Origin of the sequence: Neobacillus niacini, assembly GCF_048572935.1 — a bacterium.
In the GTDB taxonomy this organism is placed as follows: domain Bacteria; phylum Bacillota; class Bacilli; order Bacillales; family Cytobacillaceae; genus Neobacillus; species Neobacillus niacini.
In genome coordinates this window covers 1,473,878-1,494,810 of record NZ_CP183883.1, presented here as the reverse complement: position 1 = coordinate 1,494,810, position 20,933 = coordinate 1,473,878, and the positions used below count along the sequence as shown (strand labels likewise).

Annotated in this window: 21 protein-coding genes; 2 read left to right on the top strand and 19 right to left on the bottom strand. The window is 39.0% G+C overall.

Annotated elements, in window-relative coordinates; genetic code table 11:
- Window positions 1–10: 10 nt before the first annotated feature.
- The 18 genes from ACN6MT_RS07110 to ACN6MT_RS07025 form a co-directional block, all read right to left on the bottom strand.
- Entirely contained in the window at window positions 11–1,249 is a 1,239-nt protein-coding gene (locus ACN6MT_RS07110) for an ABC transporter substrate-binding protein (protein ID WP_419955306.1), read from the bottom strand.
- Between the two features lie 270 nt (window positions 1,250–1,519).
- Window positions 1,520–2,386 carry a PhnE/PtxC family ABC transporter permease gene (locus ACN6MT_RS07105; protein ID WP_419955305.1) on the bottom strand — a complete coding sequence of 289 codons (867 nt, stop codon included), beginning with the start codon at window positions 2,384–2,386 and terminating at the stop codon, window positions 1,520–1,522.
- Window positions 2,386–3,171, bottom strand: a complete 786-nt coding sequence (locus ACN6MT_RS07100) for a PhnE/PtxC family ABC transporter permease (protein ID WP_419955304.1) — start codon at window positions 3,169–3,171, stop codon at window positions 2,386–2,388. The genes ACN6MT_RS07105 and ACN6MT_RS07100 overlap by 1 nt, the downstream gene beginning before the upstream one ends.
- Window positions 3,161–3,949 carry a phosphonate ABC transporter ATP-binding protein gene (gene phnC / locus ACN6MT_RS07095; protein WP_419955303.1) on the bottom strand — a complete coding sequence of 263 codons (789 nt, stop codon included), beginning with the start codon at window positions 3,947–3,949 and terminating at the stop codon, window positions 3,161–3,163. Before phnC ends, ACN6MT_RS07100 begins: the two co-directional genes overlap by 11 nt.
- Window positions 3,950–3,977: 28 nt before the next feature.
- Window positions 3,978–5,009 carry a phosphate/phosphite/phosphonate ABC transporter substrate-binding protein gene (phnD, locus tag ACN6MT_RS07090; RefSeq protein WP_419956402.1) on the bottom strand — a complete coding sequence of 344 codons (1,032 nt, stop codon included), beginning with the start codon at window positions 5,007–5,009 and terminating at the stop codon, window positions 3,978–3,980.
- A 93-nt stretch (window positions 5,010–5,102) separates the two neighbouring features.
- Window positions 5,103–5,822, bottom strand: coding sequence for a phosphonate C-P lyase system protein PhnL (locus tag ACN6MT_RS07085; RefSeq protein ID WP_419955302.1), 720 nt, complete (start codon window positions 5,820–5,822; stop codon window positions 5,103–5,105).
- A gap of 47 nt (window positions 5,823–5,869) precedes the next feature.
- Entirely contained in the window at window positions 5,870–7,048 is a 1,179-nt protein-coding gene (phnM, locus tag ACN6MT_RS07080) for a phosphonate metabolism protein PhnM (RefSeq protein ID WP_419955301.1), read from the bottom strand.
- A gap of 30 nt (window positions 7,049–7,078) precedes the next feature.
- Window positions 7,079–7,918, bottom strand: a complete 840-nt coding sequence (locus ACN6MT_RS07075) for an ATP-binding cassette domain-containing protein (RefSeq protein WP_419955300.1) — start codon at window positions 7,916–7,918, stop codon at window positions 7,079–7,081.
- Window positions 7,919–8,773, bottom strand: coding sequence for an alpha-D-ribose 1-methylphosphonate 5-phosphate C-P-lyase PhnJ (locus ACN6MT_RS07070; protein WP_419955299.1), 855 nt, complete (start codon window positions 8,771–8,773; stop codon window positions 7,919–7,921).
- Window positions 8,773–9,891, bottom strand: a complete 1,119-nt coding sequence (locus ACN6MT_RS07065) for a carbon-phosphorus lyase complex subunit PhnI (RefSeq protein WP_419955298.1) — start codon at window positions 9,889–9,891, stop codon at window positions 8,773–8,775. The genes ACN6MT_RS07070 and ACN6MT_RS07065 overlap by 1 nt, the downstream gene beginning before the upstream one ends.
- Window positions 9,891–10,496 (bottom strand): phosphonate C-P lyase system protein PhnH, encoded by a 606-nt coding sequence (gene phnH, locus ACN6MT_RS07060; protein WP_419955297.1) that lies wholly within the window; start codon window positions 10,494–10,496, stop codon window positions 9,891–9,893. The genes ACN6MT_RS07065 and phnH overlap by 1 nt, the downstream gene beginning before the upstream one ends.
- A gap of 16 nt (window positions 10,497–10,512) precedes the next feature.
- Entirely contained in the window at window positions 10,513–10,938 is a 426-nt protein-coding gene (gene phnG, locus ACN6MT_RS07055; RefSeq protein ID WP_419955296.1) for a phosphonate C-P lyase system protein PhnG, read from the bottom strand.
- Between the two features lie 1,034 nt (window positions 10,939–11,972).
- Window positions 11,973–12,674, bottom strand: a complete 702-nt coding sequence (locus ACN6MT_RS07050; RefSeq protein WP_419955295.1) for a GntR family transcriptional regulator — start codon at window positions 12,672–12,674, stop codon at window positions 11,973–11,975.
- A 133-nt stretch (window positions 12,675–12,807) separates the two neighbouring features.
- The gene (locus ACN6MT_RS07045; RefSeq protein ID WP_419955294.1) at window positions 12,808–13,440 is read right to left on the bottom strand and encodes a DapH/DapD/GlmU-related protein; all 633 of its coding nucleotides are present in this window, start codon (window positions 13,438–13,440) and stop codon (window positions 12,808–12,810) included.
- A gap of 26 nt (window positions 13,441–13,466) precedes the next feature.
- Window positions 13,467–14,324, bottom strand: a complete 858-nt coding sequence (locus ACN6MT_RS07040) for a PHP domain-containing protein (RefSeq protein ID WP_419955293.1) — start codon at window positions 14,322–14,324, stop codon at window positions 13,467–13,469.
- 805 nt (window positions 14,325–15,129) lie between these two features.
- Window positions 15,130–17,205, bottom strand: a complete 2,076-nt coding sequence (locus ACN6MT_RS07035; RefSeq protein ID WP_419955292.1) for a histidine kinase dimerization/phospho-acceptor domain-containing protein — start codon at window positions 17,203–17,205, stop codon at window positions 15,130–15,132.
- Window positions 17,180–17,866: a response regulator transcription factor gene (locus ACN6MT_RS07030; RefSeq protein WP_419955291.1), complete on the bottom strand. Its 687-nt coding sequence runs from the start codon at window positions 17,864–17,866 to the stop codon at window positions 17,180–17,182. The genes ACN6MT_RS07035 and ACN6MT_RS07030 overlap by 26 nt, the downstream gene beginning before the upstream one ends.
- Before the next feature lie 288 nt (window positions 17,867–18,154).
- Window positions 18,155–18,289, bottom strand: coding sequence for a hypothetical protein (locus tag ACN6MT_RS07025; RefSeq protein ID WP_268875116.1), 135 nt, complete (start codon window positions 18,287–18,289; stop codon window positions 18,155–18,157).
- 427 nt (window positions 18,290–18,716) lie between these two features.
- Between ACN6MT_RS07025 and ACN6MT_RS07020 the strand changes: the two genes are divergently transcribed.
- Together ACN6MT_RS07020 and ACN6MT_RS07015 are read left to right on the top strand one after the other, a co-directional pair.
- A complete protein-coding gene (locus tag ACN6MT_RS07020) occupies window positions 18,717–19,199 on the top strand; it encodes a CBO0543 family protein (protein WP_419955290.1) in 483 nt (160 codons plus the stop codon).
- A gap of 151 nt (window positions 19,200–19,350) precedes the next feature.
- Complete coding sequence (locus ACN6MT_RS07015; RefSeq protein WP_419955289.1) at window positions 19,351–19,812, top strand: GNAT family N-acetyltransferase; 462 nt, start codon at window positions 19,351–19,353, stop codon at window positions 19,810–19,812.
- A gap of 68 nt (window positions 19,813–19,880) precedes the next feature.
- Here the strand turns inward: ACN6MT_RS07015 and ACN6MT_RS07010 are convergent, their stop codons facing one another.
- A complete protein-coding gene (locus tag ACN6MT_RS07010) occupies window positions 19,881–20,705 on the bottom strand; it encodes an aldo/keto reductase (protein ID WP_419955288.1) in 825 nt (274 codons plus the stop codon).
- Window positions 20,706–20,933 lie beyond the last annotated feature (228 nt).

Sequence of the window (20,933 nt, the reverse complement as noted above, 5' to 3'; positions counted from 1 at the left end):
CCTAATTCTTTTATTTAGCATTCGAATAATGGTTAAACATCTTGTCTAAATTCTCCAGATAAACATCCATATTATGATCATAGTAAAACTGTGCCGTATATTTTCGAAAATCGGATTCTGCAGCAGTCCCTCCTGCCCAGTAATGATTGGGCCAGTTTACTACTTGCCCGCTTGCAATTTTTTCTCTTATTAAATGACCTTCTTTATGGGTGCTTGTAACTCCTTTAACCGCACTGATTGAACCTTCAAAATTGGAAATTCTTTGAGCGTTTTCCTTTTTTATCAAAAACGCTAAAAATGCTTTCGCTTCTTTAGGATGTTTTGTATCAGCGGAAATGGCAAAGCCGATATCAACTCCTCCCAACACATTATGATCGATTTGATTCGATGCCGGAAATGGAAAAATGCCATAATTTAAATTAGGATTCGACTTTTCAATCATCGTTAACGCCCATGTTCCCATAATGTACATAGAACCTTCACCATTTGCAAACTTTTTATTTACATCATAATAGCTGTCTTTAAAAGAATTTGGCTGAACATATGACAGCACCGTAAGGGTTTTTTCTGCTATTTCCCTCCACCTTGGATCAGATACAATTGAAAACTCATCTTTTTCCCAATAACTCGTTTCGAATTCATTTACGACTAAGTTTAAATTAAAAATACTCGCCTGGTTTGCATCTTTGTTAGGCATGACTAAAGCTGTTTTTCCATTAGACTTTAACTCTTCCAAAACTTGAACAAACGAATTCCAACTGTTAGGAACCGATAAATTTAATTCTTCGAAATGATCCTTATTATATAGGACTCCTACCGCATTTTGCGTTAAGGCAGCACCGTACATCTTTCCGTTTATAAGATAACGATTTTGGACAGTGGGTTGGATATTTTTAATGAAGGGTTCATTTGATAAATCAAGCAGATATCCTTTTTCAGCTCTTACTTTATAATCTTGTTCGATCGGATATGTAATAAAAAGATCCGGAATATCACCTCTTGCAATTCTTGCTTTTAACACTGTCATCGGTTCAGGTACAATGACCTGCTTAATCGTAACGTTAGGATGCAGCTCTTCAAACTCTTGAATCAGTTCATTAAAGATCACTTCTGTTTCAGGTTTTGGTGAAAAAAATTCAAGTTCAATCTTATCTTCTTTTTTTATGAGAGATTGATCTAATTCATTTCCTGTACAACCAGCTAACAAGAGAATGATAAGAATGGGACTGATAGAAAGAAATTGCTTCATATACCCTCCTATATAATATCTAACTATTATTTGTTAATCCTTTATGTATACTATAAATCTCACTGATTTGCTAAGCAATGTCTCCTTTTTCAAATTTCATGTTAACGATTTTGATAATTCAACTAAGTTTGGGATCAAGTTGAAAAAAAAATTTAAGGATATTACCATAAAAACCCATCATTCACCTGCATACTTGTTCCGAAGGCAAATCTAGTAAAGTGAAATAGCCAGGCGGCGGCCTGGCTCTGGTAATTATATAATTTTAATCCTCTACCCATTGACCTTGAGCTTCTTTTTAAATCGGATCGCCACCAGTTCAAGTAGGATAGCAATGGCTAAGACAAAATAAGTGATGGCCCCGATTTCCCTAATGTCTAAGTAGAAACTGCTGGCCATAAACATATCAAATCCGATACCGCCAGCACCTGCTGCGGCACCCATCGCGATGGCAACGGCGAAGTTAATTTCAAATCGAAGAAACGTCCAAGAAATGATATAAGTGAGAGAAGACGGAATAACTGCTTGAAAGATAATCTGCCACCAATTAGCCCCACTCGCTTGAAGTGCTTCGATGACGCCATTGTCCAATTCCTCAAAGGACTCAGAATAGGCCTTTACTAAATAGCTGACCGAATGAAACGTCATCCCAATGACAGCAGCAACACTCCCAAGACCTGCTGCAACTGCAAAGATTAACACCCACAAAACAGTCGGAACGGCTCTTATAAAAGCAACAAATCCCTTAATCACCGTAGAAACTCGTTTGTTCGTCAGATTTTCAGCAGCCAGTAATCCCAAAAATACAGCGATGATTGCTCCAAACAATGTAGTTAAAAAAGCTAGACCCAACGTGACAAACACCTGATAAAGCGCATGGGTAAAAGTAAAATGTTCAAGGTGCGGCTCTAGAAACATTGCTTTTAAATTCGCAAAAGTGGATAAAATCGCTTCCCCAACATCAAGTTGTTTATAGTCGAAACTAAAAAATGCATAAACCGTTAGAAATACTAGGATCATTAGTGTGCTTCTTATAACCACTGACGATTTGGTCAAGGTTTTAATTTTTATTTTTTTTTGCAGGTGTGGATGTGACTTCAGTAATTGTTTTGCAGAAGTTATTTGTTCATTTGCCTCCATTAGAGAACCGCCCTTCTGACATAATTAGATACAGATTCAATGAAAAGAATAGCTGCAATAATAACGACGACAACCAAAGAAGCAACATCATAATTTAAGTTTTTATAATACAAGTTAAAAGTAAACCCAATTCCAGAACCAGTAAGCAACCCAATCAGCGTTGCACTTCTTATATTTGTTTCAATCATGAATAAAATCCAACTGATCATTTGTGGAAGGCTTGATGGAATTACCGACTGAAAGATAATCGAAAAGTAACTTGCACCAGTCGCTTGTAACGCTTCAACCGATCCCCCGCTGACCTCATCAATCGTTTCAACAAAGGCTCTTGTTAAAAATCCAAATGAACCAAAAAACAAGGCAAAATAACCTGTTAATGAACTTTGACCAAATGAAAATAGTAGAATCATAGCCCAGGCTGCCACATCGACATTTCGAAAAATGGTCGCGATTCCTCTGCTTATGCTCCCAAAAAAGGCATTCACTCTAGTGGTATTCGAGCCTAGAATTGCAAATAGTAAGGCAATGACTGCTCCCGTAGTGGTGGCTGCAATCGAAACCAACAGGGTTTCAATTAGCTTATCGAGAATAGCAGGAAGCTTCGTTAAGGAATCTTGCGTTGGATAAAAGTTCGCTAAGCCCCATTCCACAGCTTTTGGAAGGGAAGAAAAGCCTTTGGCGACATTGTACTCAGTGATGATAATGGCTAGTATCGTGACTGCGCCTAAGATGAATAGGAACCCCAGTGTATTCCGTTTCTTCTTTACAAAATAATCAGCTTGCATGGATGCCTCCTACATCAAAAATAAGATCTTCAGCTTCAGATCCGTAAATACGCTGAATATCTTCTTTTGTTATGTTTTTAGGTGATCCATTATAAACGACTTGGCCATGGTTAACCCCGATGATTTTATCTGAATACTTCAACGCCACATCCACTTGGTGCAGATTCACGAGAACGGTAATGCCCATTGTCCTTGAAATATTTTTCAAGTGATCCATAATGATTTTGGCAGAATTAGGGTCAAGTGAAGCAATAGGCTCATCACACAAAAGCATCCGTGGATTTTGAATAAGAGCACGAGCGATTCCAACTCGCTGCTTCTGACCGCCGCTCAATTGGTCTGCGCGCTTATAAATGTGTTCGTCTAAACCAAGAACATGCAACAGGTTAACGGCCTGTTCCTTTTCTTCTTGACTATAAAGACCGAGAACTCCAGCCAATGTTGACTTTTTCCCTAAATTTCCATGAAGCGTATTTTCGATTACACTTAAGCGATTGACAAGATTATAATGCTGAAAAATCATTCCGATTTTCGTACGGACTTTTTTTAAGTCCTTTTTCTTCAGATTCATCACATTCATGTTATCAAAGGTAATTTCTCCGCTCGTTGCATCAACCATCCGATTAATACAGCGAAGGAGAGTGGATTTCCCCGCTCCCGATGGACCGATGATGGAAACAAACTCTCCTTCATTGACGGAGAAGTTAACATCCGATAACGCCTTCGTATCACTACCAAATTGTTTGGTCACATGATTTACTTCTAATAAGACTGTCATAGGTTAACTCTCCCTGCTATTTGGTTACTTATTTCGAAAGCTCACGAATTGGGTTGAACCAAGTATCCTCAACTTCTACTAAACGCTCGTCTGCTGATTTCTTAAATAATCCTGAAAACTCAGAACCCTCTGGTACAAAGATTTTTTCGTTGTTCGTAATTTCATCGGATGTCATGATTTCAAGAAGTTGAGCTTTAAGATCTTCATTCACAGTCTCTGCATTGAAGACAAATGGTGCATTTAAGACAGGAGTAACAGAAATAAGTGAAAATTCTTTTCCAACAACAGTGTTAAATGGTTCTGCCGCATCCTTTTTCACTTGATACACAGCACCTGGTCGGTTCTCTTCCCCATCAACAAGCTCTACATAATTATTTACACATGTATCACAGAAAGCCGCTACGTCCGCTTTGCCTGATAATAGATTGACTGCTGAACCCTGGTGGGAACCTCCATATAAAACTTCGCTAAAGAATTTATCTTCGCCGCCTTCAAGCAAATCTTCTGCGTTTAAGTCTTTGAACTCTCCCATTTTACTGAAGTAATCAACGATTCCTGTTGATGGCACTTTAAAACCTGATGTGGAACTATTCGATACAAAGGAGAATTTCTTACCTTGAATATTATCAATTTTAAAATCTTTGCCGTTCTGATAGTCATCAACATTGTCTTTATCTACGGCTAACCAGCTATAATAAACCGCATCTTCCAAGGTTCCAGACGCACCTGTAGGAACGACTAACGGAAGCACTTTATCATTTTTGTTATGTGCTTCAATATATCCTTGTGCTCCTAGGAAAGCCATATCCGCGTTTCCATTGGCTACTGCTTCAATCGCAACAATATAGTCTGTTGTTGTTTGATGCTCGACTTTTTTACCAGTTTTCTCTTCGATTACTTTTCCAATTTCATCACGAGCTTCTGTAAGATCTGCCCCAGATTCATTTGGAAGCCAAGCGATGGTAAGTGTATCTTTTTCGCCAGCTCCAGCTGAAGCTGAACAACCTGCAAATACAACTAACATAACGAAAGATAGTAAAAATAATAACGTCCTTTTCATCATCAAGCTCCTCACTATTTTTTATAAAATTTGTCCACTACCATACTGTACCAACGAATTGTCAAGCCACTATTAAACTTATATAAAGATTTGTTAAGAGTTGGTAAAACTGGTAGAGTGCGAGAAAATACCATTTTGCATGTTGTACTCTTGATTACATAAATGATTCATAAACTCAAGGTCATGAAAGATTCCAAGCATCGTTGTGCCTTCCTTCATGAGCTGTTCAATGAGAAGTTTCACCCTTATTTTAGAATCATGATCTAAACTCGCTGTCGGTTCATCTAATAGCAGCAGTCTCGGTTTTTTTACCATCGCCCGGGCGATATTAAGCCTCAGCTTTTCACCACCGGAAAAAGTGGTTGGGTAGCTGTCCCATAATTCCTCATCCAATTCAAAATGCGCGAGAATCTTCTCTGTTTCTTTTTCCGCCACTTCATGATTTTTCCCCATTTCAAGGATGGCTTGTTTCACAAGCTGTCTCGCAGTTGTTCGCGGCATGACATTTAAAAATTGGGACACATAGCCAATTTCATGCTTCCTTAAATAAAGCAGTTCTCGTTCTGTTGCAACTGCTAAATTCATGCGCCCAAATTTTTTCGAATGGTACCAAATACTCCCTTGCCCGATGCGATACGTTCCATATATGCATTTTAAAATCGTCGACTTGCCGCTTCCGCTTTTCCCCGTAATTCCGACGAATTCTCCTTCTTTTATCTGTATATCCACACTGCTTACCGCTCGGATATGTTTGCCCAAATTATGAAGGTCAAACGATTTGGATAAATCCTTAATCTCTAGAAGAGTTTCCACCCATTCACCTGCTTTCTGAAATGCTCCGTTACACACTCGCTGACTGCTTAAATGCGATAATTGGTCTTTTGAATCAGCTTTCCGTCCACAAATACTCCCGTAATAACTGGGAAATGATCATTAATTTTTTCAATGATAAGCAAATCTGCTTTTTTCCCTTCGCGAATCGAGCCAATTTCCCCGTCCATTTTTACAGCTTTGGCTGGGTTAATCGTTACAAGCTTCATCATATCCACTAAATCCATGCCATACTTTTCAACCAACTCAAAGATAGAATGAAGCATTGCAGCCGGATAGTAATCACTGCACAAGATATCAATCGATTCGTTTAGAATCGCTTCGGCTGCTCCCAAATTCCCACTATGAGAACCTCCAAGAAGCACATTTGGAGCACCCGCAATTGTATACATGCCAAGCTCCTTCGCTCGACGCGCCACCTCTAACGTGATGGGAAATTCACTAATGGTCGTCCCAAAACTATGAACAAGTTGAATTTTTTCAAGACTGTCGTCATCATGAGAGGCAACGGCAATCCCTTTCTCATGTGCAAGCTGAGCGATTTCCTTTATGTCTTCAATCGATAACTTCTCTTTCGTTTGGTGTTTATGAATGAGAACATCAATCGAGGAATCACTAATATTGTTATAGCTCTTAACGGTATTTCGATATATTTCTAGATGACGATACTGTCCCTGCCCAGGAGTATGATCCATAAATGAAACCAAATGAACTTTGTCCTCTTTTATATAACATTTGAGATTTTCCATTTCTTCCACATTATCAATCTCAAATCTTGCATGAAACCGATGGCGGACAAGGTGCTTCATACTATGGGTCTGATCAATTAAATCAATAAATTTCCGAACATTTTCAGGCTCACGAATCGGCTTATACTCATAATCACTTCCTTTGAACAAGGAAAGAGAATGGAACATTGTCGTAATACCGTGTGCAATCAGCTGTTTCTCTGTTTCTCGGATAGCCAAATCAAAATTCATCAGTGAGGTCGGCCTAGGTGCAGCCATATGCTCGATGTAGTCCGAATGGATATCGATAAAACCTGGAGAAACATATCCTCCTGCTGCATCAATGACCTCTATCTGTTCCTCAAATTTAATCTCGCCTTTAGGAGCAATCTTCGCAATTCTGTCTTCTTCAATTAATAAATCATAGCCATACAAAACGGCTTCTTCGGTGATTAATCTTCCATTTGTAATGACAAACAAAGTAGTTCCCCCTAGATTAAGAATGGACTTTTACAGCAATGAATGAACAAGCTGCTGTGTATATTGATGCTGCGGGTCCTCAAGGATTTGATCTGTTAATCCCTGCTCAATGACCTTTCCTTCTAACATCACGAGCGTTCGGTCTGCCAGCATACGGATGACTCCTAAATCATGCGAAACAAGAACAATACTAATATTTAATTCCCGCTGCAGACTTTTAATTAAGTCGAGGACACTTGCTTGTACAGAAAGGTCCAATCCAGTCGTCACTTCGTCTAGTAAAAGAAGTGGAGGGCGGTTGGAAAGAGCCTTGGCAATTTGAACCCGCTGCTGCATTCCCCCCGAAAAGTTTTTCGGCGCCTCTTTTCGGCGGTGCACAGGGATGTTTACTTTATTTAGAAGTTCCGTCCCTCTGTTTTCCATCATGCCTACATGGTGGCTGCCAGCCGCTATCAGCTTCTCGGCAATATTCCCAATCGAGGAAAAGTTCATTTTTAAACCCATCAAAGGATTTTGGTAGACTTTCCCCATGATGTGGTTACGAATATAGCGTTGCTGCTGAGAAGACTCTTGAAAGAGATTTCTCTCACCATTATGGTAGTCTGCTAGATATGCCTCTCCCGCCGATACTTCCTGGTCAAAGTAAAGGCATTGCATTAACGTTGATTTTCCACTGCCACTCTCTCCGACGATGCCAAGAACCTCTCCTGGAAAAACTTCAAAGGATACATCCCTGCATGCATAAACCGTTCCACAAATCGGGCAATAGTTTTTAACGAGGGATTCCCCGTCTTGACAATGTAGACATCCTTTACCAAACTGCTTATTTAAGTTTTTAATCGATAAAACCGGAACTTCAAATTCAGCCATTTATTTCACTCCAAATGGTTCGACTTCATTTAATATTTCAATACAATAGCTTGTATCATTACATTGATAGAACGTATCATTCGTTGCTTCATCTACAAGCTCATCTAAAAATACCCCAGCTGAGCCGCATAATCGGCAATGCTTGCCTTCGAAGGTCTCTGGCTCAAATGGATAATCTTCAAAGTCGAGTGATACGACCTTTGTATACGGCGGGACGGCGTACACTTTCTTTTCACGGCCCGCCCCTAACAGAATGAGTGCTTCACTTTCATGCATTTTCGGATTATCAAATCGTGGGATTGGACTTGGTGCCATCACATAGCGATCATGAACCATCACAGGGTGATCTGCCCCTGTTGTCATACTTCCATATTTCATAATCTGTTCAAACAGCATTAACCAAGCACCACTATATTCTCTCTCCGCATGAAGTTTTTTCGTTTCATTTTCGCTTGGTTCATAATCACGAAGCGGTTCAGGAAGCGGCACCTGCAAGATAAGAATCTGATCTTTCTTTAACGGTACTTCGGGAATTCGATGTCTCGATTGAATAAGGGTTGCTTCCCTCGTATGATCCGTTGTTATCACCCCAGTCGTATCCGAAACGAGCTTTTTAATATTGACGGCATTAACAGATTCATCCGATCCTTGATCAATCACTTTTAGAACATCACTTTTGCCAATTAACGATAGCGTTAACTGCAAACCGCCAGTTCCCCATCCTCTGCCGATCGGCATTTCTCTTGAGGCAAATGGAACTTGATAACCAGGAATTGCAATCGCCTTTAGCGTGGCTCTTCTAATTTCTCTTTTTGAACCTTCGTCAAAAAAAGCAAAATTATAGGCTGTATTCATCAGATTTTCACCTCTTGTTCTTTTGAAATCCCTGCTTTTTTCGTTTTCCGTACGCTATCCAGCTTAGATTGGAACGTAACATAATGAGGCATTTTCAAGTGTGAGATAAAGCCCGTCGATTCCACTGAATCAATATGATAAAGAACAAATTCTTCATTATGGCTAGGAAAGTCAGAACTTGGATGTTCAAGACAATTATCTAAAATACCCATCGCAATCGCCTTTGTTTCATTTTGGCCAAACACAAGGCCATAGCCGATTTCAAACTCCATTTCTTTTTTTCCGTATTCTTTTTCAACGGTAACTGGCATGAGCATTTCAACTTCTGTAACCTTGACTTCTCCAATATAAAAGGCGTCATCGTCGTCGCCAGCATCTGTTGGATGATCAATCGTCACTGGCAAAGTGCCAACACGAAGCTCGCCAACAGTTGGGTGCAATGCTCCATAGCCCCGAATAACTGCATAGGCAAGGGATGTAACAGCTCCTGTTTCCCCTCTTGTTAAAATTTGCAGTCTCTGGCTTCTGCTAGATGGGAACTCCAGACTTTCTCTCGTCACATCATCAGGTTCAAGATTGTTGTCTTCGCAAGGGGGGATTAAGCCTTCCTTACGCAGATAATCGAGCACCTTTGGTAACGTTAGCTTTTGCTCCTCACCTTGCAGGCTTTCCTTGTGATATTGATGAAGCCATTCCTGGACGGTTTCGTCACTTTCATCTATTAAGTTAAAATCAAGCAGGCGATGAGTATAATCGGTGGTTGCCCCAAGGATTTGACCACCCGGGATATCCTTAAAGCTGGCCGAGATCCGACGCTCTACATTCATTTGGTCGGTTTCAATCACTCTTGAATAATGCTTCCTAGGGACCGTCGATCGATAAGCTCTTAGCAAGAAGACTGCTTCCTCTGGATTTCCTTCTGCTTGTTTAATCGCGATAGCAGCTAAGGTTTCATTGTATAGACTGCTTTCAGACATCACCTGATCGATTAGTCCGCGCATACCAGCTTTAATTTTATCTACCTCAATGGTTTGTCCCTGATGAATTCTTTCATATTTCAAACGCTTGATAGACTCTTCAATTGCATGCGTTCCACCTTTAACGGCTACATATCCCATTAAACCGTCACCCTATTTCTAGTAATTTGTGTGGTTCTAGGCAATGATAAAAGCTGATGATGTTGATCAATAAAAATCAAATCAATCCCTAACGGATATTCCTTGTTTTTTTCCTGGCGGCTTTCCAGCCAGTTTTTATTTAGATCCAAAAAAATGAGCTCCGTTGTGTGAATGCCTGGTCCTTTTAACAATAGGGCTTCACCGCTTGTCACAGAATCCACTTCCACGATAATGGTTGCGGATGTATGTGGATTCTTTAACGTCCCAGCCTTGGCATTTATAATGGCCTCTTCAAGCGATCCTTTCTTGGCATCTTGAAGGATTAATAGATAATCAGCATTTTTTGTTTCTGTCGGCTTCGCATAGGTTAATTGATTAATGGTTTGGGTAACCGTATCTGCCTGGGTAGAAAAAACCTTAAAAGTAACTTCCTGATCGAATAAGGTTAGGGCCAACAATAAAAGGGATGGTGTGCAGGCTTTGTTATCCTCCGCTTCTACCAAAGCCGCCTCTTTCTTCAAATCGGAAATGAGCCCTGGCCTTGAAGTAGAATCCACCATTTTTCGATAAACAGATTGAAGATCGTGAACGATATCTAGTTTCAAAGTCTTTTCCTCCCTATTAAACATCCATCGTTTCAAAGTTTACTTTTGTTTTTAAAATTGAATGATTGGCTGCAGCTTTTTGCTCCTGAATGACTTTCTCCTCTTCTTCAAGCAGCAGCTCCATCCACCTAATCGTTTCTGGCGGCATGGCTTCAAACGCGGCGTCAATCACAGCGAGATGATACGCAAGCTCTGGCTGATCTCCTGCCACAATGCCAATTCCAATTTTCCCTTTGATTTGAACCTTACATTCTGTTACCAACACTTCACCAGGATAAAACAAGCTTTTTTGAGAAGTCTCTCGAATTTTCAACATCACTAAGCCACTTTCTGGCTCTTGTATGACCTTCACTTGATAGTTATCTTTTATACAATTGGCCATGTCCTCTACTACTTTGTTAGAGCCATTGATTAATATCTCTGTTCTTCGTCTTCTTTTCATCGAAGGCCTCCTAATGTCGTTGTTCTACAAGTTTTACTCTATCTTGTTGCCAAGTGAGCGAACGTAAAAGAATGGTTAAGTTTGTATGGGTTTTGTAAATACAGTGGTATCTTTTTTAAAAAAATCGGCCTTATAATGGCCGATTTTTTGGGGGCTGTTTTCTTATTGATTGTTGGTTTATAACAGATTAACTAAGGGGGATGATTCGGATACGGTTGCTTTTGAATTAACGGAACCTGTCTATTTGTCCTCGTTTGTGAGGGGATTAGGGACTAATTTCATGAGCGGTCGGATAGATTTGTCCTTAAGCGAGGGGATTGGGGACATATCTCATATGTGCCCACCTAGTTTTGTCCTCAAGCAAGGGGATTGGGGACATATCTCATATGTGCCCAGATAGTTTTGTCCTCAAGCAAGGGGATTGAGGACATATCTCATATGTGCCCACATAGTTTTGTCCTCAAGCAAGGGGATTGGGGACATATCTCATATGTGCCCACATAGTTTTGTCCTCAAGCAAGGGGATTGGGGACATATCTCATATGTGCCCACATAGTTTTGTCCTCAAGCAAGGGGATTGGGGACATATCTCATATGTGCCCAGATAGTTTTGTCCTCAAGCAAGGGGATTGAGGACATATCTCATATGTGCCCACCTAGTTTTGTCCTCAAGCAAGGGGATTGGGGACATATCTCATATGTGCCCAGATAGTTTTGTCCTCAAGCAAGGGGATTGGGGACAAATCTCTTGTGTAGCCTGATAGTTTTATCCTCAAGCATGGGGATTGGGGACAAATCTCTTGTATAGCCTGATAGTTTTGTCCTCAAGCATGGGGATTGGGGACAAATCTCATGAGTGGTCCGATAGTTTTGTCCTCAATCGAGTGAACAAATCGCAGGTGTGCCCTTCCTTTAAAAACAGGTACCTTTGTACTCACTCATCAAAAATTTCTGAAATACCCGAAACTAAGAAAAATAAAAGGCAACAAAGTTCACGAAAAGACCTTTATGTAGTATTTGCCCTTATAACACCTTTAGATCACATAAGTAAAACAATCGCTGCGATACATAATCTTCGAATATTCCAGCACTTTCCCTGTTTTCTTATCTACACATCCTGATTCTAAAAGTAATAGGGGAACAAGGCTGGGACATTTCAATAGATCTCGTTCTACTTTACTCGGAAAGACGACACTCAATTGGCTGCGTGTCGAGTGAAAATCGGTGTAGCCTTGTTGTCGATAATAGTGAAAAATAGAGTGAATTTCCTTCCCGTCCTTCTCTATATTTTCAAAAAGAGATTGAGATAAATAGGAAGTATGAACAGCAATGGGACAGTCAGCTACAATTCGTAATCGGCTAATCTTATACACGGCGTCTTCACGTTTCACTTGCAACATATGATAAATGGAAGAATCGTATGGAATTTTTTCACAGGCTAGATTGATCGTCCTAGAATCATACTGTAATTCTTTCATTTTCTCTGTAAAACTAACATCTCCGGTTAAGATAAGCGGGATTTGCAGTTTCTGATTTTGAACATAGCTGCCTTTTCCTTGTTTCGAAAAAATATAACCGAGTTCCTGCAAGCGTTCATATACCTTCCGAATGACCATTCTTGGTACTTTATACAAGTCGGCTAATTCATTTTCAGAGGGTAATTTGTCATTCGGTTTATATTTTCCTTCCCGTATTTCCGAAATCAATCGATCTACTAATATCGTTTTCTCCGACATCAAGGCTTTGCCCCTTTCGACACCAACTCTATGTCTAGTATATCGCCGGATTATGAAATAAACGTTAAGCCTCTGTAAATTTTCAAAAAAATAAGAAAAAGTCCTAATACACCACTAGGACTTGTCACACCGCTTATCCATGTTTTTTCAAGAAGGTTTCCACATCGTTTAATTCATCAAAATGAGCTTCAAGTTTTTGCCTTGGCCAATCCCACCAGGCAATTTCAAGTAACCGATCTGCTATTTCTTTTGAAAACCTTCTTTTAATCGACTTGCCAGGAACACCAACAACGATTGTATATGGTTCGACATTTTTTGTTACAACTGCTCCAGATCCAACCACTGCTCCTGTACCAATCTCTACGCCTTTCATAATGATCGCACCATGACCGATCCATACATCATGACCAATTTTCACGGTGTGAGTCCTCCGCCAATTAAAAAGAGCTTCGTCATCCTCATTGGCAAAGTTATAGGCCACCTTTCGATAAGTCATATGATGCTGGCTGACTCGGTCCATTGGATGCTGAACCGGGTTAATACAGACGTGGGATGCAATCGAACAAAACTTACCTATTTCTGCATAGTTAACCGTTACATCATCCATTGTGTAGGTATAATCACCAAAAGTCGACTCGATAATATGATTATTTTCTCCAATCGAAGTCCATTCCCCTGCATAACTATTGATGATATAACTAGAATCCGCGAAGCTTGGTGTGATGGATAGCTTTTTTTCTTTTTGGGGCTGATAGATAAATGGCATATGAAGGTACAGCTCCTTATTTAATTCTATTTTACAATCCGCTCTCTTCTCGCTAGTAGTGCTTCGAGAGTCTCTATTCCTGGACTTTTACTTCCAATTAGCACAGGTTTTTCTCCATACTCACCGTGAAAATCGGAGCCACCTGTCATGATCAAATCATATTCTTTTGCCAGCTGTTTGGCTTGTTCTTCATGTTTCACATCATGCAGTGAATGCCAAACCTCGATTCCCTGCAATCCCGCTTCCACTAATTCCGGCACCATTTCAAAGTTGCCATACTGTCCCGGATGAGCAAGCACGGGTACTCCTCCAGCAAGAAGAATGACCTGAACAGCTATTTTGGCATCCATATATTCCATTGGAATAAACGCAATCCCCGGCTTCTCCCCATTTTGTCCGCGGTTAAATAATTTTTTATAAAGGGGGCCATAAATGGAATCAGTATATCCAGCTTCAATCAATGCATGCATGATATGCTGCTTATAAACGCCTGTTCCTCCATGAGCGATTTCCTTGCAACGCTCCCATGAAATCTTATAGCCTGCAACCATTAATCTTTCAACCATTTCCTCCGAAGCGCTGTGCCTTTGGTTTACGAGTGGTTGACAAATCGTTTCAATCCCCTCATGACCAGGTTCAATAAAATAACCGAGAATGTGTACACGCCGGCCTCTTTCAAAATCAAACCCTGACATCTCAATGCCTGGAATGACTTCAATACCATATTTCTTTCCCGTTTCAACTGCCTCTTCCAGACCTTTCGTGGTGTCATGATTTGTAACGGCTAAGTGTGTAACGCCTTGTGCAAGAGCTAATTCCAAGACTTCTTCAATGGATAATGGGCAATCCGAAATATTCGTATGACAATGCAGCTCAATTTTCACGCAGGTCCCTCCTTTATCTTTGTTATAAGAATAACTTGGTACCAAGTTATAAAGTGTTAATTATGAGTAAATTGTTTGTAAATAAAGATGCGATTTAGATTCACCGATTGTTCAGGTGAGGTTTTAGTTTTTTCTGTATACACGTCCTCTACCTGCCAATTTGTGTTCCTTACCTGCGGATTTTATTTCCTTACCTGCATAAATCTCTTTTTACCTGCATATTTCCTTTGTTTATCCGCCTAACAAAATCTGCTATGCATACCCTCCTCTAAAAAATCTGGATTCAGCTTGTATTACGCGCCATAATTTCCTAAATATGGATATTACACCCGAAATTAAACATAGATTCTGGATTTAGGTGCGGTTTTTTATGGTACCTTTTTTGGTAAAAGTCCTCTACCTGCCAATTTGCATTCCTTATCTGCATATTTTATTTCCTTACCTGCACAAATCTCTTTTTACCTGCATATTTCCTTTGTTTATCTGCCTAACAAAATCTGCTATCCATACCCTCTTCTAAAAAATCAGGATTCAGCTTGTATTGCGTATCCAAATTTCCTAAATGTGGATATTACACCCGAAATTAAACATAGATTCTGGATTAAGGTGCGGTTTTTTTAAGGTACCTTTTTTGGTAAGAACCCTCTACCTGCCAATTTGCATTCCTTATCTGCATATTTTATTTCCTTACCTGCACAAATCTCCTTTTACCTGCATATATCCTTTGTTTATCTGCCTAACAAATTCCACACACCACCACTCAAATCCAACTGGAAAAAGCCAGGCTGCCGCCTGGCTCAGGTATTTATTCACTATATTTAGGTAAACAAATCATCGACTTAAATAAATCCCCATCGACTTGAATCATGAATTTACCCTTTTGTATTTCAATCAGGCTTTTCGCAATCGATAACCCTAACCCGCTTCCACTGCTAGACCGTGATTCATCGCCTCTTTTAAAGCGCTCCATTAATTCGTCCGCTGATATATTTAACTCATAAGCTGAAATGTTCTTAAAGGTGAGAAGAACTTCGTTTCCTGCCTCTTCGATATCGATGTAGACCCTTGACCCTGGAAGGGCATATTTGAAGATATTGGATAAGACGTTCTCGATGGATCTCCAGAGTAATTTTCCATCAGCCGCAATATATACCTTTTCCTGAGGATGATGAAACTTGAACATTAAATCTAAATCTTCAATTCTATCATTCACTTCCCCAAGGCCCTGGCTGATTAGTGAGATAATATCAATTCGCTCAAACTGAACCGGAATGGTTCCACTTGTAGCCTTTGCTGCGTCAAATAAATCATCTGTTAGGATTTTTAGCCTCTTTGATTTTTGGTCCAGTACCTCGATATATTGTTCTACCTTTGATGGGTCCTGTTCATTTTTCAATAGATCCACATAGGTAATAATCGAAGTCAGCGGGGTTCTAATATCATGAGACACATTTGTGATAAGCTCCGTCTTTAACCGCTCACTTTTTAATTCGCTATCAACCGCTTTTTTCAAACCATCCGTGATGCTGTTAATATTAGCAGCGAGTCCCGCAAATTCTCCCTTTCCACCAACATCAATGCTATGATGAAGATTTCCATCTTTAATTCTCTCTACCCCTTCTTTAATCGCTAGAAATGCCTTGATTTTCTTATGTGCAAACCAAGCAGCAAGACCGATGGTTATCGGAAACATGAAAAACGTTGCCGCAACCAATAGCGGGTATCCCACAACGATTAGGACCGTCTTTACCCCAACACTTCCGCTTTTGTAAACATCTCCTATAAAATGAACCAATTTACTGATGATCGTATAAATCAAGGTATGCTTGAAAAATGTTCTATTTTTTAAATGTTTCACGAGTGATAGAACAAGCCCGAATCCCAAGGCAGCAAGCGGAATCGTCAGGAGTAGGATGATTTTATTACTATCATTAAATAATTCCTCTAGCATGGCCACCCAAAATGCTATCAGCGCTATAAAAATCACGATATTAATATCATTATAGAGTTTATCAAATGCATGTAAGTGCAGTTCTTGATCCTTAAATGATTTTCTGCCGATTACGAGTACAAGATAAACAAAAGAAACAATAAATCCTGCCAAACATATAAGTAGAAGATAAAAGTTTTTTGTAGCAAGCTCTTTATTCTCATTCCACTCTTTTATCTTAGAATTTAAAAACTTCTCCGTAAACGCCACATAAAGCACTTGGTTTTCGGGATTCAATTCATCCACTCTCTGGGTAATCCGATCTACGTATTGATTCTCTTCTAATTTCTTTGGGTAAATTTCCTTTTGATAGTTCTCAAAAACCATATAAGCAGGATAGGTTTTAAACTGTTCTTTTTCTGTCTTCGTGGTGTTCGTATACACATTGACACCATCACTAGCGTAATACAGTGACCCTTCAGCCTTCCCTAGCTTTTGAAGCGTTACATGAAATTCCCTTATATCATTTTTTATCAGCATATCTTTTGCACGAGTGATCTTATCTGCATATTCTTCTTTGAACTTTTTATAGTTTTCATCTTCACTTAAATTCGGATTGTAATTTTTTGATTGGAAGTGATAATCCTCAAAAAGGATTTCTTCTTCACTTCGTAACTCATCCTCACTGATGGTCCCGCCATTTACGATATGTTCCTCATTCTTAAATTCCCCTAGCAGTCTGGTTAAGTCATCCGTAATCGTTACTCCTTCCTCTACAAATGCCCTACTAAGATAATAGTCGTCTTCAAAAACAACTCCAAAATCACCATCATTTTTTATTTCTACCTCTAGAACTGCATGGATGGCACCTGTAAAACAGAGAATCATGATAATAAAAATAATGATCTTTGTTGTCAGTAAGTGGCTATATTTTTTCAACTTTGTATCCAACTCCCCACACCACCTTTAAATATTTAGGCTCTTTCGGATTGATTTCAATTTTCTCTCTAATTTTTCTGATATGAACGGTTACCGTATTTTCCGGACTAAAGGCGGTTTCATTCCATACCTTTTCATAGATTTCTTCTATCGAGAAAACCCTGCCGGCGTTTGCCGTCAACAGCTTTACGATTTTATATTGCACCGGCGTAAGGTGGACTGCCTCCCCATCGACCGTAATGGTCCTCGTTTCATCATCGATGACGAGACCCCCTGTTTTGTATACATTACTTTTGGTTTCAACGCCTCCAAAGGTTGTATACCTTCTTAACTGAGATTTCACTCTCGCAATCAGCTCTAATGGATTAAAAGGCTTGGTGATATAGTCGTCCGCACCTATATTTAAGCCTAATATTTTGTCATAATCCTCCGATTTTGCCGATAGCATAATCAATGGTATTTTATTATCCTCCCGAATCTTCATCGTCGCTCTTATTCCATCCATCCTTGGCATCATAATATCCATGATAATAAGATGGATCTCCCGTTGGTCGATCACTTCGATCGCCTCGATTCCATCATAGGCTTTAAATATTTGATAGCCTTCATTTTCTAAGTAAATTCCAATTGCGTCCACAATTTCTTTATCATCATCACAGACCAATATGTTCACGATCGTCAACCCCCGACTATGTAATGGATACCCTATCTCCTTTATTTTCTCTGCTAGGAACATCATACCCATGAAATCTTAACAAACACTTGATGAAAATCTTAAGATTTTATTAGCATTTAAATTATAATTTACTTTGATTCGGCCGAATACTATTAACCTGTTTATTTAACAAAGCCAAGATGAATTTTATAAAAAGGATACAAACGGGGAGAAATGAAAAACGCCTGGGGTTTTGATCCAAGCGTTGATAGGTGTAGGTTTTGTTTGTGATTCGGTTTCCCGATTTTAAAGATTATCGGTATTAATTCTTGGGGTATTTGATTCAGGAGCCGCAGCTGCCCTAGCATTATCATTATGTCGATCATTTTCTAATCGAATGTATTTTTCTTTTTCTTCGGAAGTTTCTTTTTTGTTGTCCACCTTATCACCTCCTACGGATAATATGTCCAATTTTCCCTTTAAAAATGGCCACTGAATGTTGATTTTACTGAGATTTGAAAATAAGCGGAGAATTTCCGTTTATTTTGGAAAATACCTATATATCCTTAAAAATAAGCAGCGTTTTTCCGCTTATTGTATCCAAATCCATGGAATTTGTCTTATTTAAAGCAGTTAAACGGAATATCTCCGCTTATATCTCCTTCTTAAGGTCCTTCTATATCAATAGCCGGAAATTCTCCGCCTATGAATCCTCACCCCTATACGAAAATCAACAACGAAAAATAAAAATGAGTTGCTGCATATAACTGAGCTAGCTTAATAAGTTACGCATTAGGAAATCCATTTGTAAAAATGGTTTTTTCCTCTCTTTTGGTAAAACTAATGAAAACAAATAAGGAGAGGTTGAATGGGTAAAAAGTTTGAAATTAACATGTTAAGGATATTATTCACCTTTGGAATCTTTACTTTTTTACATGCAGTTAGAAAGCCCCCGGTAAAGGATTGGCTGATTATTTTTTTATTGAAGAGTTATATTGCTTCGTTTTTAGACAACATATTGGTAAAAAAAGGGTATCTTAAATATCCTGTAAACTTATTTAAAACCTTTGATATTAGCGTTTTGTTTAGTTATCTACTTTTCCCTGTAAGCTGCATGTATTTTAATCAAGCAACCAAAAACTCAAGTCCATTAGGAATCATAGTAAAAAGCATATTATTTAGTGCTCCCTCAGCATTAGCGGAAGATTGGATTGAAAAAAACACAAAATTAATTACCTATAAAAAATCGTGGACCTCCTTCCACAGTTTTTTTTCCATTTCCTTATCCTTTATATTGGTCAGGTTCCTTATGAGTTTCATTAGGAAATTTGCGGTAAAACAATCAAGTTAATCTGGTAGATTGCTCGGTATGTTTTTTCTGAACAATTTTGAATCAGGTGCGTCATCCCTCTCTGGTAACAATTTATAGTAAAAACAAAGGTTATTTTCGCCAAAAGGAGAATGTATTAAAGGTGTAAAAATAACGATTAGAGGGAAATGAAATGATTACGTTAAAAGAGGTAAATAAACAAAACTGGCTGGAGATTGTTAGACTTTGCAGTGCAGAAGATCAAAAGAACAGAGTATTTGAAAAAACCATTGCGTCAAATTGTTTGTCTTTAGCGCAGGCCAGTATGGAAGAGAATTGGACAGTGAAAGCCATATATCAAAACGATATACCCATCGGCTTTACCATGTATGGGTATTCGGATGAACTTTCTGGCTATGAAATCTGTAGAATGATGATTGATTACAAGTTTCAAGGAAAGGGGTTTGGCAGGCAAGCATTAAACTTAGTCATAAAAGAAATGGTGAATCAATTTAAATGTGACGAAATATTTATCACCTTTGTTCCTCAAAACGAAAAGGCCAAACAGCTTTATGTATCAGCTGGTTTTAAGGATACCGGTAAAGTGGTCAAGGCCCTAGAGGATGAATTAATCTATTCTATAAGAGTTTTATAAGCTGCAAAAATAATAAAACTAAAAAGCCTGGCGATGGCCAGGCTTTAACTGTGGAAGCTTCTGAAACGTTATCGCGCATGCATGTCGTTCGGATGTGAACCTTTGCGTCGATCACGATTAAGTTTATCAATTGCATTCATTTCATCTGTGCTTAGTTCGAAATCAAAGACGTTAAAGTTTTCTTCGATTCTTGATGGTGTAACAGATTTTGGAATAACGATGGTGTTATTTTGTAAATGCCAGCGCAACACAACTTGTGCAGGACTTTTGCTGTGTGAGGATGCAATTTTTTGAATAACTTCGTCTTGCAGAACCTCTCCACCCTGATCAAGGGGACTCCATGCTTCTACAAAAATATTGTGTTTTGCACAAAAATCTTTTAATTCATTTTGAGCAAGGTATGGATGACACTCAATCTGATTCAATACCGGCACAACTTCACATTCTTTTAAAATGCGCTCTAAGTGCTCAATTTCAAAGTTGCAAACTCCAATCGCCTTCACGCGGCCATCATGATAAAGCTTTTCTAACGCCTTATACGTGTCCACATACTGGTCAAAATTAGGAGTCGGCCAATGGATCAAATATAAATCAACATAATCCAGTCCTAATCTCTCTAAGCTTTCGTCAAAGGCACGTAAGGTATTATCATACCCTTGATCGGAATTCCAAACTTTGGTGGTAATAAATAACTCTTCACGAGGAACAGAAGACTCAGCAATCGCCCTTCCTACGCCCTTTTCATTTTTATAAATCATCGCTGTATCAATAGAGGTATAGCCAACCTTTAGTGCGATGGCAACCGACTCTGCTGCCTGGTCGTCTGGAACCTGCCAAACACCAAATCCCAACTGCGGCATTTTTAGACCGTTATTTAGCGTAACAAAATTCATGGCTTTATTCTCCTTTTTGAATGGATATGTATTTACTTTTTATAGGTGTATATCGTATCATACCTGTTAATTTATTTACTATTATTTGCGTTTCTATGCATCCTTTTTTGATAAGTTTTGTTAAAGTCTGATGTTGATTTTTTGTGTTTGAAAAATAAACGGAGGATTTCCGGCTAAATTGGGATATGCCCATATTTCATTAAAAATAAGGGGAGTTTTTCCGGTTAG